The organism is Stutzerimonas stutzeri RCH2 (genome assembly GCF_000327065.1).
In the GTDB taxonomy this organism is placed as follows: Bacteria; Pseudomonadota; Gammaproteobacteria; order Pseudomonadales; family Pseudomonadaceae; genus Stutzerimonas; species Stutzerimonas stutzeri_AE.
In genome coordinates this window covers 1,966,311-1,983,406 of record NC_019936.1, presented here as the reverse complement: position 1 = coordinate 1,983,406, position 17,096 = coordinate 1,966,311, and the positions used below count along the sequence as shown (strand labels likewise).

The following is a 17,096-nucleotide window of genomic DNA, read 5'->3' as shown; positions in this document are numbered from 1 at the left end:
CTATAATAGCCGCCTTTCCACGCTCCCCGGTTCCGCCATGCTCCGCCTGTTCGTTTGCCTGCTGTTTCTGCTTGTCTTGCCTGCCTCGTTCGCTGAACCATCACAGCCGAAGACCGGCCTGGTCTTGTCTGGCGGTGCAGCCCGCGGGCTCGCTCATGTCGGCGTGCTCAAGGCACTGGAAGAGCAAGGCGTGCGCATCGACGCCATCGCCGGAACGAGTATGGGCGCGGTGGTCGGCGGGCTCTACGCCGCAGGCTACAGCGTCGCCGAACTCGAACGCCTGGCGCTGACACTCGATTGGCAACAGGTGCTATCGGACGATCCACCGCGCCAGGATATTCCCTACCGGCGCAAGCAGGACGATCGCGACTTCCTCATCAAGCAGAAACTCAGCTTTCGTGACGACGGCAGCCTCGGCCTGCCACTGGGCGTGATCCAGGGCCAGAATCTCGCGCTGCTGCTCGAGCGCCTGCTGGTGCACGCCAGCGACACCCGCGACTTCGATCAGCTGCCAATCCCCTTCCGCGCGGTTGCTACCGATATCGCCAACGATGAGAAGGTGGTCTTCCGCCGCGGGCATCTGCCGCAGGTGATCCGGGCAAGCATGTCGATCCCCGCGGTGTTCGCCCCCGTGGAGATCGACGATCGCCTGCTGGTGGACGGAGGCATGGTTGATAACATTCCCATGGATGTCGCTCGCGAAATGGGCGTCGACCGCCTGATCGTCGTGGACATCGGCACACCGCTCAAGCCGCGCAAAGAACTGCTCACGGTGGTCGATGTGCTTAACCAGACCACTACGATGATGACCCGTCGCAACTCCGAGGCGCAGCTGGCCACCCTGCAGCCGCAGGACCTGCTGATCCAGCCGCCGCTGGCCGCATACGGTTCCACCGATTTCGCCCGCGCAGAGCAGCTGGTCGATGCCGGCTACCGCGCCACCCTGGCATTGGAGGGGCGTCTGGCCGAGATGCGCGCGACGTCAGGCGGCAACCCCGCCCTCAGCCTTGCGCGCTCCAGTGATCCGCGCACGCCGATCATCACTGCGATACGCGTGGAGAATGATTCCAAGGTCAGTGACGCGGTGATCCGTCGCCACATTCGTCAGCAGCTCGGCGAGCCGCTGGATCTGGAGGACCTGCAGAAAGACATGGGCACGCTCTACGGCCTCGATTACTTCGAACGCGTCGAGTACCGCGTCCAGCGTGGCAAGCTCGGTAACACGCTGGTCATCAATGCTCGCGAGAAGCGCACCGGCACGGACTACCTGCGCCTGGGCCTGAGTCTGTCTGATGATTTCCGCGGCGACAGCGTGTTCAATCTCGGGGCGAGCTATCGCAAGAATGGCATCAATGAGCTCGGTGCCGAGTGGCTGACTCGCCTGCAACTGGGGGATCGGCAAGAGCTCTACAGCGAGTTTTACCAGCCGCTCGATGCCGGCTCCCGCTGGTTCGTCGCACCGAATCTGTTCGTCGAGGCGCAGAACGTCGAGGCCATCCTCGACAACGATCCGATCGCCGAGTATCGCCTGCAACGCTACGGCTATGGCCTCAACCTCGGACGGCAGATCGCCAACAATGGTGAGATACGCTTCGGCATCGGCCAGGCCTGGGGCGAAGCCGATGTGCGGATTGGCGAACGTGATCTGCCCGATTTCAGTTTCACCGAGGGCTATTACGAACTGCAGTACTCGTTCGACACCCTCGACAACATCGACTTCCCGCGCGAGGGCGAAGACATCCGCCTGACCATGCGCCAGTACGACCCGAGCCTCAGCTCCGATCAGCGCTATCGCCAATGGAACATCAAGCTGGACAAGGCGCTTAGTCACGACGCCAACACCTGGGTGCTCGGCGGCCGTTACGGCCGCACGCTGGATGACGCGGAAGTGGTGACTTCGAGCTTTCTGCTCGGTGGCGCCCGCCAGCTGTCGGGCTTTCGCCAGGATGCGCTGGCTGGGCAGAACATCAGCCTGGCGCGCATGGTGTACTACCGCCGCGTGACGCCGCGGGCATTTCAGCCGCTGGATTTCCCGCTTTACCTGGGTGGATCGCTGGAACGTGGCCGGGTGTGGAACAACGACAATGCCTTCGACAGCGGCTACATCAATGCTGCAAGCATCTTCCTTGGCTACGACACCCCGCTGGGCCCGCTTAACTTCGGCTTCGGCTTCAACGACGAGGATGAGCGAGCGCTGTATATGAATCTGGGCCGCAGCTTCTAAGCGGCCCCACGCCCAGGGCTCAGGCAGGTCGCGGGCAAGGGACGAACAGACAAGCCTGCGCGACAGATCCAGGAAGGTACGGCTAGCCGAAGCCGATCGACCGGCCGGTGACGCAGGCCAGGCCCGCTCTTCGACGCAACGCCAAAGAGCATCACTGCAGGTTCAGCGCTTGTCGAGGTTGGCGAGAATGCGCGCATGCACCTGCTGGCACTTGCGCAAATCCTCTTCATCGATACCGGCGAAGGCCTCATGGCGTACCTGGGTGGAAATCGCCTCGATCTTCTCGATCAGCGGCAGAGCTGGCGCGCCGAGAGAAATCCGCTTGGCGCGACGGTCCTCGGCCGATGCCTTGCGATGTACCAGCCCCTGGGCCTCCAGGCTGTCCAGCAGCCGAGCCAACGTCGGACCTTCCACTGCCACGCTCTGCGCCAGTTCGCGCTGGGTCGGTTCGTGATCGAAGCGCGCGAGATGCAGAAGGACCAGCCAGCGGGCTTGGGAGAGCCCGAGATCAGCCAGACGTCGATCCAGCTCCGCGCGCCAGCCGCGGGAGAGTTGCGCCAATTGCATGGCAAAGCGATGTTGCTCGGCATACATGAAACGGACATTCCCTGCAAAAACTAATTATTAGTCAGCTAACCACAGCTCCCATACGCAGACAAGACGACCTTCGCTTCGTGATGGGGCTACAGAAGTCGCAATGATGGCACGCAGACAGTGCAAAAGCCTTACGTGGCGCAGGATCTGCGGTCGCACCTGCGGACGGAGAGATGCACCTGGTTACAATTCGAACTCGACCTGCAGCGCAGCTCGCACGCAATAAAGCACTTGCTCCGGCACGCGTCCGGCGAACTGTTCGGCTACAGCGCTGACGGGCGGCAGCTCGCCTTCGCCGTCAAGGAAGGCTTCCTGAATCTCGCCCAGTAAATCCTCCGGCAAGTCGAGCGCCTGCTCCAGACTCAACTGCTGCAGGCCGATGGCCTCGGCGAGCATCGCGTAGACATTCTTCTCGCTGCAGTCGAGCTGGCGAGCGATCTGCGCCGGAGTCATGCCTGCACGGGCCAGCGTGATCAACTCGTGACGAAGATCGGCAGGCGGCTTGGCAACATCGCTATTACCCTGCAGCACCTCGAGGAACGCCTGTCCGTAACGCTCCAGTTTGCGCGCGCCGACGCCGCTGATCATCGCCATGTCGGAAAGCGATGCGGGCTGGCTACGCAACATTTCCAGCAGGGTGGCGTCGGGGAAGATCACGTATGGCGGCACGCTGTGCTCTTCGGCCAGCTTGCGCCGTAGTGTGCGCAGCGCCTCCCAGGTTTCGCGCTCCTCGCTGCGTACCAGTTGGCTCGCCGCGCTGGCTGCAGGCTTTGGAGCCTTGCTGGACAAATCACGGCGCAGCTCGAGGCTGACTTCCCCACGCAGGAGCGGGCGACAGCTGTCGCTCAGGCGCAACCCGCCGAAACCGTCGAGATCGACGTCCGCCAGGCCTCGCGCCACCAGCTGACGAAACAGTGACCGCCATTCAGTTTCCGCCAGCGCCTTGCCTACGCCGAACACGGACAGGTGCTGATGGCCGAGCCCACGTACCTTATCGTTATCGCGCCCCAGCAAGACATCTACCAAATGGCCGACGCCGTAACGTTGACCGCTGCGATAGATGGCCGATAGCGCCTGGCGCGCAGGTTCGGTTGCGTCCCACGTCTGCACACCATCGACGCAGTTATCGCAATGACCGCATGGGCTGGGTAATTCCTCGTCGAAATACGCCAACAGTGCCTGGCGCCGACAGCGGGTTTCCTCACACAGGGCCAGCATGGCGTCGAGCTTGTGTTGCTCGACCCGCTTGTGCCGCTCATCGCCCTCGGAATTGTTGAGCATCTGCTTGAGAAAGATGACGTCCTGCAGGCCGTAGGCCATCCAGGCATCCGCAGGCAGGCCGTCGCGCCCTGCCCGCCCGGTTTCCTGGTAATAGGCTTCCAGGGACTTGGGCAGATCGAGGTGGGCAACGAAGCGCACGTTGGGTTTGTCGATACCCATACCGAACGCGATGGTCGCGACCATGATCAGACCTTCCTCGTTAAGGAAGCGCTTCTGATGATAGGCGCGCAGCTCATTGGGCAAGCCAGCGTGATACGGCAGTGCCGGAAAGCCCTGCTCGGTGAGGAAGGCGGCAAAGTCATCGACCTTCTTGCGCGACATGCAGTAGACGATGCCGGCATCGCCACGGCGTTCGGCGAGAAAGCCCAGCAACTGCTTGCGTGGCTGCTCCTTGGGCACGATGCGATAGAAGATGTTCGGCCGATCGAAACTGGAGAGAAAGCGTTCGGCATTTTCCAGATGCAATCGCTGGACGATCTCCTCCCTGGTTCGCATGTCCGCCGTGGCGGTCAGCGCGATGCGCGGTACGCCGGGAAACAGTTCGGAAAGCTGTCCCAACTGCATGTACTCGGGACGGAAATCGTGGCCCCACTGGGAAACACAATGCGCCTCGTCGATGGCGAACAGGGCAATTTCCAGACGCTGTAGAAACGCCAGCATGCGTGGCTGGACCAGCCGCTCCGGCGCGAGGTAGAGCATCTTGATCTCGTTGCGCCGGATGCGTTCGGCAATGTCGCGCTGCTCGTCGGGGCTGAGCGTGGAGTTGAGCGCCACCGCGGAAACCCCGAGCTCGTCGAGGGTTGCCACCTGATCGTCCATCAGCGCGATCAGCGGCGACACCACTACCGCCAGCCCGTCGCGCAACAGCGCTGGAACCTGATAGCACAGCGACTTGCCGCCGCCGGTCGGCATCAGCACCAAAGCGTCGCCGCCGCTGCCGACCCGCTCGATGATCGCGCCCTGGTTGCCACGAAACGCGTCGTAGCCGAAAACGTCTTTGAGGATGCGCTGTGCCTGGTCGAGCATGCCGGTCTCCGAAACAAGGCGCGCAGTATACGCGAGCGAACCACCGAGTTCAGGATCGCTCCGCGATTGCGGACGAGACGTCGCCGGCGAAGCGACATAGCGAAGGCGCGAGTAGCCTGCGCCCCACGCCTCGTCTAGAATCCGGGTTGTCTTCCAATCCAAGGTAGTTCCCGATGTCATTCGCCGAGCAACTCGCCCGCCTGCAAGTCTTTCTTGATGCAGATGACCTGCACGAGGAAGCACTGAATTACATCGCCGCCCATGGCTACCTGACCGCGCTGTGCATCTGCTCCGAACAGGTACCCGAGCGTGAGTGGATCGACGCACTGTTTTCCGAGCCGCCCAAATACAAGGACGACACCGAGCGCGAGGCCATCGAGGCCACGCTGATTCAACTAAAGGCGCACATTGCCCGTCAGCTGGCCAGTGACGAGGACATGGAGCTGCCCTGCGAGCTGGACCTGGGCGAGGAGCCAGACGAATCCGACCTGCGCGGTTGGTGCATTGGCTTCATGGAAGGCGTGTTCATGCGCGAGGCAGTCTGGTTCGAGGACTCGGAAGAGGAAGTCAGCGAGCTGCTGCTGCCGATCATGGTCGGCTCGGGCCTGTTCGACGAGCAGCCGGAGTTCGCTGATATCGCTGACAACCCAGAGCTGGTCGATGAAATGGTCGCGCAGATTCCGGAGCTGCTGACCGCGCTGTATCTGATCTGTCATGCACCGGAAGAGAAGCCGGCTCTGCTCAAGCCACGCCGCCACTGAGTGGCCACTCAGCACAGGCGATAGCGGCAGGCGTCCGCTGCCAACCGGACGCGCGATACCCCTGCGAGAAGGAGAGAGCCTCATGCATTTGCGTTCACTCTTTCTGAACTGGAAACGCGGCATCGGTGCTGGTGTGCACCGCCACGCTACCGGCAGTGAATCCAGAAGCGACGGCGGGTAGCATCATGGCCCACCGGGACATTCAGCAGCACCGCAATCCGCTGGTTCGCTCGGCATTGCTGACCGCTGGCTGGCTTGCCGTTGCGCTGGGCGTCATCGGCATATTCCTTCCGGTTCTGCCGACCACGCCGTTCCTGCTGCTTGCCGCCGCCTGCTTCGTTCGTAGCTCGCAGCGCTTCTACCGCTGGCTGGTGGACCACCCGCACCTCGGCCCATGGTTCCGCGATTATCTCGAAGGCAACGGTATTCCGCTCAAAGGCAAAGCATATGCAATTGCCACGATGTGGGTGAGCATTGGCATTTCTTGCTGGCTGGTTCCGTTATTCTGGGCTCGCATCGGCATGCTGCTCAGCGCATCACTGGTCAGCCTTTACATCCTCCGGCAGAAAACCTTGCCGGTCGCCAAGCTAGATCAACGCCGCTGAAGGCAAGTCGGTAGCCGCCACTCCCGGATCGCTCGCTGGAGTTCCATCAATGCAGGCTTCCCAGCACCGCCCTGGCCGACCCTCCCGTCTGACGGCAGTTTCGCTCGCGCTTGCGCTGCTGCTGAGCCCGCTGGGCTGGTCACCGAACGTGCTGGCGGATTGGCAGGAATGGGATTTCAGCCGCATCTTCCGCACCGCTGAACAGCGCTACGGGCCGCTGCATGACTCACGCGGTCGAATCGAAGCCTGGCGCGCGCTGCTAAGCGAAGCCGCGTCGCTTGGTGAGCACGAAAAGCTCGACGAAGTGAATCGCTTCTTCAACCGCAATATCGCCTTCAGCGACGACACCCATGTCTGGCAGCAGGAAGACTACTGGGCCACGCCAGTCGAAGCGCTGATCAAGGGCGCTGGCGATTGCGAAGATTACGCATTGGCCAAGTACTTCACCCTGCGCCGCCTCGGTGTGTCCAGCGACCGCATGCGCATCACCTATGTAAAGGCGTTACGCCTGAACCAGGCGCATATGGTGCTCACCTATTACCCGACGCCCGCGGCCGACCCGCTGGTGCTGGACAACATCGATGGCGTAATTCGCCCCGCGTCGCAACGCAACGACCTGCTGCCGGTTTATGCATTCAACGCCGAAGGACTGTTTTTACCCGGCGCCGGCGGTGGGAAACGTAGCGGAGATAGCAAAAGGCTGTCACGCTGGCAGGACGTTCTGCTGAAGATGCGCGCCGAAGGTTTTCTGGTTGGTGAGGGCTGAGTTTGCTGCCTTTTCATCGCGAACAGCGACTGATTGCAGCAGACCGGAGGGGGAAGTATGTCGTTACTCAAGCAGCTGTTTCTCGCAATCTGCCTGTTTCTGGTCGTGGCCTTCACCGGCGGCTTCATAGCCAGCGTGGAGAACTCCCGAGAGCAATCCATCAATCAGTTGCGCTCGCATGCCCAGGATGCTGCGACTGCTCTGGCGCTCTCGATGACTCCACACGCAGACGACCCCGTCATGCTGGAGCTACTGGCGAATTCAATCTTCGACAGCGGTTACTTCAGCAGCATCCGTGTCCTTCGCATTCCAGACGACAGCCCGATTGTCGAGCGCAACGCAAACATCCAGCTTCAGCAGGTGCCGGGGTGGTTCGCCACAATCGTGGACCTGCCTCCACAGGGCGGTGATGCACTGATCATGCGTGGCTGGGAACAGGCCGCGCGCGTCGAGGTATTCAGCCATCCCCAGTTCGCCTTGGCAAAATTGTGGGATAGCACTCTGGCCACCCTCCTCTGGCTGCTCGCCTGCGGTGCGGTGAGTGCGCTGTTGGGTGGCTGGTTGCTGCGCAGCCAGCTGCGCCCGCTAGACCGCATGGTTGAACAGGCCCACGCGATCACTCAACGAGAATTCATCACCCTCCCACACCTGCCTCGCACGCCGGAGTTGCGTCGCGTTGTGCAAGCGATGAACCAGATGGTCGACAAGCTGAAGACACTGTTCGCTGAAGAAGCCGAACGTAGCGAAAAGCTTCGTCAGCAAGCCTATCAGGATGACCTGACTGGACTCGCTAGCCGCCGCCTGCTTGACCTGCGCCTGAGCACTCAGCTTGCCCCGGATGAACATCACGCAGAGGGTTATCTGCTACTGCTGCAGATTCACGACCTCAACGGCCTGAACCAGCGCTACGGTGGACAATTCAGCGACCGCCTCATAGTCGCCATTGGCGAGCAGCTGATGCGTTTGAAAAGCCGCCGTGGCCGAGCCGATTGGCTGGCTGCACGCAACCGCGGCAGCGAGTTCGTGCTGTTGGCTCCAGGCCTGCATCAGGACGAGGTCACGCCACTGCTAAACGCGCTCAGTGATGAATTGGAAACGCTTCGTCCAACGGGCTCGACGGACAGCATTCCGGTCGCACACATCGGCGTGACCGCCTTTCGCCTCGGCGAAACCCCACAGGACGTGCTCGAGCGAGCCGATCAGGCCTTGGCCCAGGCACAGGCCGGCAACACCGCCTGGCAATTGCTCGAAGGTTATTGGGCGCAACCTCTGCGTGATCAGCACAGCTGGCACGAGACGTTGCAGCAGGCGCTGGCCGATAGCGCTCTGGCGCTTTACGTGCAACCGGTGGGCTTGGCTGCCGAGCCAGCACAGATCCTTCACCACAAGGTGCTCGCCAGGTTGCCGATTGCTTCTGGCGAACCACTGACCGCGGGGCGTTTCCTGCCCTGGCTCGAACGCCTTGGCTGGGCCGCACGCTTCGACTACATCATGCTCGAGCTGGTGATTGCCCGTCTGAAGCTGGCGCCACAGCCACTCGCACTCAGCCTTTCGGCGGCCACTCTACGAGATGCCCGGCACCTGCAGCAGGTTTTCGCACTGCTGCACAGCAACCCCGCCGAGGCCAGCCATCTGATTCTCGAACTGGACGCCCTACACCTGCCCGTGGACGTCCACCTGCAGCACTGGAGCCAGAAAGTTCGGACAACTGGAACACGCCTAGGCCTGCAGCATTTTGGCGGCGATTTCAGCAAGATCGGCCATCTGGCCCATCTCGGATTGGCGCATGTGAAGGTCGATGGAGCCTACATTCGGGGGATCGACAAGGATGAAGACAAGCGCCTCTTCATCGAAGCGATCTATCGCACCACCAACAGCATCGATCTGCCGCTTATTGCAGAGATGGTGGAGACTCAGGGCGAATTGAAGGTACTGACGGAACTGGGCGTGCGAGGCGCAATGGGCCACCTACTAGGTGCACCGCGCCCATGGCAAACCAGCATCAAGGAAGGATCTGCTTCGGACTCCTGAGCGTAGCCGAGGCAAATGCCATGACCGGACTGACAGATAGCGAACGTCTTGGACACTTTAGGCGCGGCATGAGGAAACGACGCAGCGATGCGAGTGCGGCGATGCACGACGCCAAACGTCGACTGCCGAGGTGAGCGCTGCCGAATAAATACCGACGGCTAGATCAGTGATTGCTCATCGTCGTCCAGCAACGTACTCAGCCCGCCCAGGCGTGCACGTGTCTGGGCACGGGCGTGCAGCTTGCGCTGCGCAGCTTCAGGCAAATCGGTAAAGCGAATGACGCCGCGGGCAATCAGCACGCCGACCAGATCCTCCACGACACGCGCCATATCCTGGTCAGATGCCTGCAGGCCAGCCAGCTGTACCTGCTCATCCCCGTGAGTCGCCAGCCAACTCTGCGCTTCGTCACTATCGGCACGCAGCGTGCCAGTCATCCCGTCGAAAGGACTCGGCTCGACACGACACAAAAGACCCAGCTCGTCCCGCTCTATGTAGAGCATATCGTTCTCCGTAAAAAAGCCCGCTACGCTGCCGCGTAGCGGGCCGATTCTCCGCCAGCTTTAGCCGTTATCGACTTTCAGCGCCCCGTCATCGATCATTCCCGAAATAACGTCGGCTACATCGGTGCCATAGATCGTGCTCAGGTCGATACCGCTAAGGGTGATGTCCTGAACTGGCGCACCGCCCGGTGTCAGGCTGACCGAGATAGTCGTCGAACCGCCACCGAAAGCGAAGTCCAGATAATCACCGAGGGTAGCCGCGTCTTCTGTAACGCCAACGAGTAGCTGCGATAGATCGATGACATCCGTGTTGGTGCCAGCAGGGTCAATCTGGAAGTCGGTGATAGTGTCAGTCCCACCCTCGTCACCCACACGCCAGACGAAACTGTCGCGACCTGCGCCTCCCGTCAGGGTGTCGTCACCCACACCTCCCACCAAGATGTCATCCCCGGCACCACCCAGCAGCGTGTCGTTGCCGGCGCCACCGTCGAGGTAGTTATCACCGCCATCCCCGGTCAGCGTGTCATTGCCCGCACCACCGAGAATGCCCTCGATGGAATTGTAGGTATCGCCTTCTGCCAGCCCGCCTTCACCAATGCCGGTTTCGAGATTGACAGTGACGCCGGCCGTATCGGCGCTGTAGTCGACAGTATCGAACCCTTCACCGCCCAATAATTGATCCGAGCCCGGGTCGCCCACTAGAACATCGTCGCCCTCGCCGCCCGACAACACATCGTCGCCGAGACCGCCCACCAGCACATCGTCCCCCGCTCCGCCTTGCAGTATGTCGTCGCCGGCACCGCCGGCCAGGTAGTTGGCTTGGCTATCTCCGCTTAGCTGATCGTTGCCCGAGCCCCCCATCAGCCCTTCGATTGAGCTGTAGCTATCGCCCAGCGCGGTTCCCGAAAGCCCGGCGGCCAACGCCAGACTGGCGGCGATACCGGCCGTGTCATCGCCATAATCGACTATGTCAAAGCCGGCCTTGCCGTCGATGATGTCGGTCAGGTTGCTCGCCGCGATCACATCATCGCCAGCAGTACCTTCAAGCACGAAGCTGGTCGGCGAGTCCTCCGCGACCACCTGCACGTTCAACGTCGAGGAGCCACTGAGATCGCCGTCGCCATCCTGGGCCACTACATCGAACGCCAGGCTCTGATCCTCTGGCAGCACCAAAGTACTGATGGTAGTGGTGGCGAAACGCACCCTGCCGTTGCCGGCAATACCCTCGATCTGCAGCTGGTTGAAGCTGATATCGGGATCTATCACCGTCTCCGCCATCGCTCCGGTGATGGTCATGGTTCCGCTACGGCTTTCACCCGTCTGGCTATTGGTCGCTGTCCAGCGAATGGTCAACTCGCCATTGACCTGGTCGTTGACCAATACCACCTTGTTGACCAGCCGCACATCGGTCGCCGGGTCGTTGTCGACCCCCGGTACCCCAGCGGCATGAAACTCCATGGTGAACTGTTCGCCACGATCGAAGAACTGATTGTTGATGCCGAAGCCCTGGGTGGACGAGTTGACCGCCCCCGGACTGCTGAACTCGATCAGGCCATCGGGAGTTTCGGCAAAACCTGGCACATGCCCTGGCGCGAGGTTGCTCAGCGAGTAGGTCAGCTCACTGGCGGCTTCAGGCTGAACCAGGTTGAACACGTAGGTGCCGTTCGCGCTTACCGTCAGGCTGAATACCGTCTGGTTGCTCGAGGTGAGGCCAGTCAGAGTTGTACTCAGGAAGTTACCCGCCCCATCGTAACTATGGACAGTCGTGTAATTCAGCCCGGCAATGGCCGGCCCGGCGATCTGGAAACCATCCAGACCATCGGCACCCGAGACCACCGAAAAAGTACCGTTAACCGTGCCTATTTCGTTGGGAATGATCGCCGTGGTGAAGGCACCGAGCGAAGGCATATCGTCGACAACGCCAATCACCAGGTTGCTGAAGGCCGAGGCGGTGCCATCGGACACGCTAAGGCTGAAGGTATCGCTTTCGTCCACACCGGCCACATCGGTGGTCGGACTGGTCAGCTGATACTGATAGGTGGCGATGCCACTTAATACGTCGTAGCCGGTAATCGTCAGGGTGCCATGAGCGCCAGCGAAGCTGCTGCCGACCAACAAGCCTATGGCAACCGTAGTGCCATTGATGGTCACACTCTGGATATCGTCCAGGCCATCCGCATCACCAATGGTGAAGGTGCCGTAGGCAAACTCACTGTTGGCAGAGGCATCGGAGCCAGTGGCCAGGCCAGACTCGAACACCTGGGCACCGATCACGCTCAGGCTTGGCTCATCGTTGCTGCCGGTGATGATGATGGTCAACTGCGCCGTGGACGGGTCACCGTCGGCGTCCTGCATGGTGTAGCTGAAGGTCTCACTAAGTTGCTCGCCATCGTCCAGACCCTGTACTACCGCCAGGCCGGTATTGAGCACGTAGCTGAAGCTACCGTCGGCATTGAGCGTCAGCTGGCCATAGCTGCCAGTCTGGTTGCCGGTACTGCTGACAGTAGCGCTGACATCTGCGCCGCTGACGTCGTTGCTCAGCACGTTGCCGATCACGCTGGCCGTGTCTTCGCTGAGGCTGAAGGCATCGTTGGCCGCACTCGGTACATCGTCGACGATGTCGATCACCAGGTTGCCGGAGGCCGAGGCCGTGCCATCGGACACGCTAAGGCTGAAGGTATCGCTTTCGTCCACACCGGCCACATCGGTGGTCGGACTGGTCAGCTGATACTGATAGGTGGCGATGCCACTTAATACGTCGTAGCCGGTAATCGTCAGGGTGCCATGAGCGCCAGCGAAGCTGCTGCCGACCAACAAGCCTATGGCAACCGTAGTGCCATTGATGGTCACACTCTGGATATCGTCCAGGCCATCCGCATCACCAATGGTGAAGGTGCCGTAGGCAAACTCACTGTTGGCAGAGGCATCGGAGCCAGTGGCCAGGCCAGACTCGAACACCTGGGCACCGATCACGCTCAGGCTTGGCTCATCGTTGCTGCCGGTGATGATGATGGTCAACTGCGCCGTGGACGGGTCACCGTCGGCGTCCTGCATGGTGTAGCTGAAGGTCTCACTAAGTTGCTCGCCATCGTCCAGACCCTGTACTACCGCCAGGCCGGTATTGAGCACGTAGCTGAAGCTACCGTCGGCATTGAGCGTCAGCTGGCCATAGCTGCCAGTCTGGTTGCCGGTACTGCTGACAGTAGCGCTGACATCTGCGCCGCTGACGTCGTTGCTCAGCACGTTGCCGATCACGCTGGCCGTGTCTTCGCTGAGGCTGAAGGCATCGTTGGCCGCACTCGGTACATCGTCGACGATGTCGATCACCAGGTTGCCGGAGGCCGAGGCCGTGCCATCGGACACGCTAAGGCTGAAGGTATCGCTTTCGTCCACACCGGCTACATCGGTGGTCGGACTGGTCAGCTGATACTGATAGGTGGCGATGCCACTTAATACGTCGTAGCCGGTAATCGTCAGGGTGCCATGAGCGCCAGCGAAGCTGCTGCCGACCAACAAGCCTATGGCAACCGTAGTGCCATTGATGGTCACACTCTGGATATCGTCCAGGCCATCCGCATCACCAATGGTGAAGGTGCCGTAGGCAAACTCACTGTTGGCAGAGGCATCGGAGCCAGTGGCCAGGCCAGACTCGAACACCTGGGCACCGATCACGCTCAGGCTTGGCTCATCGTTGCTGCCGGTGATGATGATGGTCAACTGCGCCGTGGACGGGTCACCGTCGGCGTCCTGCATGGTGTAGCTGAAGGTCTCACTAAGTTGCTCGCCATCGTCCAGACCCTGTACTACCGCCAGGCCGGTATTGAGCACGTAGCTGAAGCTACCGTCGGCATTGAGCGTCAGCTGGCCATAGCTGCCAGTCTGGTTGCCGGTACTGCTGACAGTAGCGCTGACATCTGCGCCGCTGACGTCGTTGCTCAGCACGTTGCCGATCACGCTGGCCGTGTCTTCGCTGAGGCTGAAGGCATCGTTGGCCGCACTCGGTACATCGTCGACGATGTCGATCACCAGGTTGCCGGAGGCCGAGGCCGTGCCATCGGACACGCTAAGGCTGAAGGTATCGCTTTCGTCCACACCGGCTACATCGGTGGTCGGACTGGTCAGCTGATACTGATAGGTGGCGATGCCACTTAATACGTCGTAGCCGGTAATCGTCAGGGTGCCATGAGCGCCAGCGAAGCTGCTGCCGACCAACAAGCCTATGGCAACCGTAGTGCCATTGATGGTCACACTCTGGATATCGTCCAGGCCATCCGCATCACCAATGGTGAAGGTGCCGTAGGCAAACTCACTGTTGGCAGAGGCATCGGAGCCAGTGGCCAGGCCAGACTCGAACACCTGGGCACCGATCACGCTCAGGCTTGGCTCATCGTTGCTGCCGGTGATGATGATGGTCAACTGCGCCGTGGACGGGTCACCGTCGGCGTCCTGCATGGTGTAGCTGAAGGTCTCACTAAGTTGCTCGCCATCGTCCAGACCCTGTACTACCGCCAGGCCGGTATTGAGCACGTAGCTGAAGCTACCGTCGGCATTGAGCGTCAGCTGGCCATAGCTGCCAGTCTGGTTGCCGGTACTGCTGACAGTAGCGCTGACATCTGCGCCGCTGACGTCGTTGCTCAGCACGTTGCCGATCACGCTGGCCGTGTCTTCGCTGAGGCTGAAGGCATCGTTGGCCGCACTCGGTACATCGTCGACGATGTCGATCACCAGGTTGCCGGAGGCCGAGGCCGTGCCATCGGACACGCTAAGGCTGAAGGTATCGCTTTCGTCCACACCGGCTACATCGGTGGTCGGACTGGTCAGCTGATACTGATAGGTGGCGATGCCACTTAATACGTCGTAGCCGGTAATCGTCAGGGTGCCATGAGCGCCAGCGAAGCTGCTGCCGACCAACAAGCCTATGGCAACCGTAGTGCCATTGATGGTCACACTCTGGATATCGTCCAGGCCATCCGCATCACCAATGGTGAAGGTGCCGTAGGCAAACTCACTGTTGGCAGAGGCATCGGAGCCAGTGGCCAGGCCAGACTCGAACACCTGGGCACCGATCACGCTCAGGCTTGGCTCATCGTTGCTGCCGGTGATGATGATGGTCAACTGCGCCGTGGACGGGTCACCGTCGGCGTCCTGCATGGTGTAGCTGAAGGTCTCACTAAGTTGCTCGCCATCGTCCAGACCCTGTACTACCGCCAGGCCGGTATTGAGCACGTAGCTGAAGCTACCGTCGGCATTGAGCGTCAGCTGGCCATAGCTGCCAGTCTGGTTGCCGGTACTGCTGACAGTAGCGCTGACATCTGCGCCGCTGACGTCGTTGCTCAGCACGTTGCCGATCACGCTGGCCGTGTCTTCACTGAGGCTGAAGGCATCGTTGGCCGCAGTTGGTACGTCGTCGACGATGTCGATCACCAGGTTCGCCGAAGCCGATGCCGTGCCGTCCGAAACGCTCACCGCAAAGGTATCGGTTTCAGCGACGTCGGCCACGTCGGTGGTCGGGCTGGTCAGTTGATACTGATAGGTGGCGATGCCGGTCAGCACGTCATAGCCGGTGACCGTCAGGGTGCCGTGAGCACCGGCGAAACTGCTGCCGACCAAGCTGCCGATGGCCACAGCCGTGCCGTTGATGCTGACGCTCTGGATATCGTCCAGACCATCCACATCACCAAAGGTGAAGGTGCCGTAGGCGAACTCGCTGTTGGCGCTGGCATCGGAGCCAGCGGCCAGGCCGGACTCGAACACCTGGGCCCCGATCACGCTCAGGCTCGGCGCGTCGTTGCTGCCGGTGATGGTGATGGTGATCTGCGCGCTCGACGGGTCGCCGTCGGCATCCTGCATGGTGTAGTTGAAGGTCTCGGTCAGTATTTCACCGCTGTCCAGGCCCTGCACCACGGCCAGGCCGGTATTGAGCACGTAGCTGAAGCTACCGTCGGCATTGAGCGTCAGCTGGCCATAGCTGCCAGTCTGGTTGCCGGTAGTGGTGACCGTGCCGCTGACGTCGGCACCGATGGTGTCGTTGCTCAGCACGTTGCCGATCACGCTGGCCGTGTCTTCACTGAGGCTGAAGGCATCGTTGGCCGCAGTTGGTACGTCGTCGACGATGTCGATCACCAGGTTCGCCGAAGCCGATGCCGTGCCGTCCGAAACGCTCACCGCAAAGGTATCGGTTTCAGCGACGTCGGCCACGTCGGTGGTCGGACTGGTCAGCTGATACTGATAGGTGGCGATGCCGGTCAGCACGTCATAGCCGGTGACCGTCAGGGTGCCGTGAGCACCGGCGAAGCTGCTGCCGACCAGGCTGCCGATGGCCACAGCCGTGCCGTTGATGCTGACGCTCTGGATATCGTCCAGACCATCCACATCACCGAGGGTGAAGGTGCCGTAGGCAAACTCGCTGTTGGCGCCGGCATCGGAACCGGTCGCAAGGCCAGCCTCGAACACCTGGGCACCGATCACGCTCAGCGTCGGCGCATCGTTGCTGCCGGTGATGGTGATGGTGATCTGCGCGCTCGACGGGTCTCCGTCGGCGTCCTGCATGGTGTAGGCGAAGGTCTCGGTCAGTGTTTCACCGCTGTCCAGGCCCTGAACAACCGCAAGGCCGGTATTGAGCACGTAGGTATAGGTACCGTCAGCGCCCAGGATCAGCTGACCGTAGAGACCTTGCTGCGTGCCAATCGTAACGACCGAAATGCCGCCGTCGGTCCCTGGCAGATCGTTGACCAGAACGTTACCAGTATCGACGTCGCGGACCTGCGCAGCCAGATCGGCTATGTCTCGCATGACATGCCTCTGCTGGCCGGCAGCCTGCGCGACAACATGACCATGGGTGCACGCTACGTCAGCGATGAGCGCATGCTTGAAGTGGCCAAGCTCACCGGCGCCTATGAATTGGCAAGACAGCACCCGCTCGGCTTCGACCGACCTGTTGGCGAACGCGGCCAGCTGTTGTCTGGCGGCCAACGGCAGCTGGTGCTGATGGCGCGCGCCCTGCTGCTCGACCCACCGATTCTGCTGCTCGACGAGCCTACCAGTGCCATGGACAACAGCAGTGAGGACGCACTGCGGCATCACCTGCTGGGCTGGTCCCAAGGCAAGACAATGCTGCTGATTACCCATCGCATGTCCATGCTCAGCCTGGTCGAACGCCTGGTCGTGCTGGACTGCGGGCGCGTTGTCGCGGACGGCCCGAAAGCTGCGGTCATCGAGGCATTGCGCAAAGGGCATGTGGGGCCGGCGTCGGTATGAAACATGCCGGCATGACGTATCGCGCACCGGCTGCAGCGACAGCCATCCGCA

The 17,096-nt window shown here is 61.4% G+C and carries 9 protein-coding genes and 1 pseudogene; 6 read left to right on the top strand and 4 right to left on the bottom strand.

Annotation, left to right across the window (positions count from 1 at the left end):
• The first annotated feature begins 37 nt into the window (after window positions 1-37).
• Window positions 38-2,224 carry a patatin-like phospholipase family protein gene (locus PSEST_RS09135; protein WP_041756976.1) on the top strand — a complete coding sequence of 729 codons (2,187 nt, stop codon included), beginning with the start codon at window positions 38-40 and terminating at the stop codon, window positions 2,222-2,224.
• Between the two features lie 162 nt (window positions 2,225-2,386).
• On the opposite strand, the gene PSEST_RS09130 is transcribed toward PSEST_RS09135, so the two are convergent.
• Both PSEST_RS09130 and recQ read right to left on the bottom strand, forming a co-directional pair.
• Window positions 2,387-2,818, bottom strand: a complete 432-nt coding sequence (locus PSEST_RS09130; protein WP_015276714.1) for a MarR family transcriptional regulator — start codon at window positions 2,816-2,818, stop codon at window positions 2,387-2,389.
• Window positions 2,819-3,001: 183 nt separating this feature from the next.
• Window positions 3,002-5,125 (bottom strand): DNA helicase RecQ, encoded by a 2,124-nt coding sequence (gene recQ, locus PSEST_RS09125; protein WP_015276713.1) that lies wholly within the window; start codon window positions 5,123-5,125, stop codon window positions 3,002-3,004.
• A gap of 173 nt (window positions 5,126-5,298) precedes the next feature.
• Here recQ and PSEST_RS09120 point away from each other — a divergent pair, with 173 nt between their 5' ends.
• The 4 genes from PSEST_RS09120 (at window position 5,299) to lapD (ending at window position 9,288) form a co-directional block, all read left to right on the top strand.
• On the top strand, window positions 5,299-5,886 hold the full coding sequence (locus tag PSEST_RS09120; protein ID WP_015276712.1) for a YecA family protein: 588 nt from the start codon (window positions 5,299-5,301) through the stop codon (window positions 5,884-5,886).
• A gap of 185 nt (window positions 5,887-6,071) precedes the next feature.
• Window positions 6,072-6,491, top strand: a complete 420-nt coding sequence (locus PSEST_RS09115; RefSeq protein ID WP_015276710.1) for a YbaN family protein — start codon at window positions 6,072-6,074, stop codon at window positions 6,489-6,491.
• Window positions 6,492-6,540: 49 nt separating this feature from the next.
• Window positions 6,541-7,257, top strand: coding sequence for a cysteine protease LapG (gene lapG, locus PSEST_RS09110; protein ID WP_015276709.1), 717 nt, complete (start codon window positions 6,541-6,543; stop codon window positions 7,255-7,257).
• A gap of 57 nt (window positions 7,258-7,314) precedes the next feature.
• Window positions 7,315-9,288 (top strand): cyclic di-GMP receptor LapD, encoded by a 1,974-nt coding sequence (gene lapD, locus PSEST_RS09105; protein ID WP_015276708.1) that lies wholly within the window; start codon window positions 7,315-7,317, stop codon window positions 9,286-9,288.
• 158 nt (window positions 9,289-9,446) lie between these two features.
• Here the strand turns inward: lapD and PSEST_RS09100 are convergent, their stop codons facing one another.
• Together PSEST_RS09100 and PSEST_RS09095 are read right to left on the bottom strand one after the other, a co-directional pair.
• Window positions 9,447-9,788, bottom strand: coding sequence for a hypothetical protein (locus PSEST_RS09100; RefSeq protein ID WP_015276707.1), 342 nt, complete (start codon window positions 9,786-9,788; stop codon window positions 9,447-9,449).
• A 60-nt stretch (window positions 9,789-9,848) separates the two neighbouring features.
• A complete protein-coding gene (locus tag PSEST_RS09095) occupies window positions 9,849-16,475 on the bottom strand; it encodes a VCBS domain-containing protein (protein WP_419184896.1) in 6,627 nt (2,208 codons plus the stop codon).
• On the opposite strand from PSEST_RS09095, the pseudogene PSEST_RS09090 reads away from it, so the two are divergent.
• Window positions 16,380-17,045: pseudogene (locus PSEST_RS09090) on the top strand (ATP-binding cassette domain-containing protein); the annotation flags it as partial. The gene PSEST_RS09095 and the pseudogene PSEST_RS09090 overlap by 96 nt on opposite strands.
• Window positions 17,046-17,096: the final 51 nt, after the last annotated feature.

Coding starts and splice junctions, on each gene's coding strand:
- lapD (WP_015276708.1), top strand. CDS start 7,315: ATGTCGTTACTCAAGCAGCTGTTTCTCGCAATCTGCCTGTTTCTGGTC.
- PSEST_RS09115 (WP_015276710.1), top strand. CDS start 6,072: ATGGCCCACCGGGACATTCAGCAGCACCGCAATCCGCTGGTTCGCTCG.
- PSEST_RS09135 (WP_041756976.1), top strand. CDS start 38: ATGCTCCGCCTGTTCGTTTGCCTGCTGTTTCTGCTTGTCTTGCCTGCC.
- PSEST_RS09100 (WP_015276707.1), bottom strand. CDS start 9,788: ATGCTCTACATAGAGCGGGACGAGCTGGGTCTTTTGTGTCGTGTCGAG.
- lapG (WP_015276709.1), top strand. CDS start 6,541: ATGCAGGCTTCCCAGCACCGCCCTGGCCGACCCTCCCGTCTGACGGCA.
- recQ (WP_015276713.1), bottom strand. CDS start 5,125: ATGCTCGACCAGGCACAGCGCATCCTCAAAGACGTTTTCGGCTACGAC.
- PSEST_RS09120 (WP_015276712.1), top strand. CDS start 5,299: ATGTCATTCGCCGAGCAACTCGCCCGCCTGCAAGTCTTTCTTGATGCA.
- PSEST_RS09130 (WP_015276714.1), bottom strand. CDS start 2,818: ATGTATGCCGAGCAACATCGCTTTGCCATGCAATTGGCGCAACTCTCC.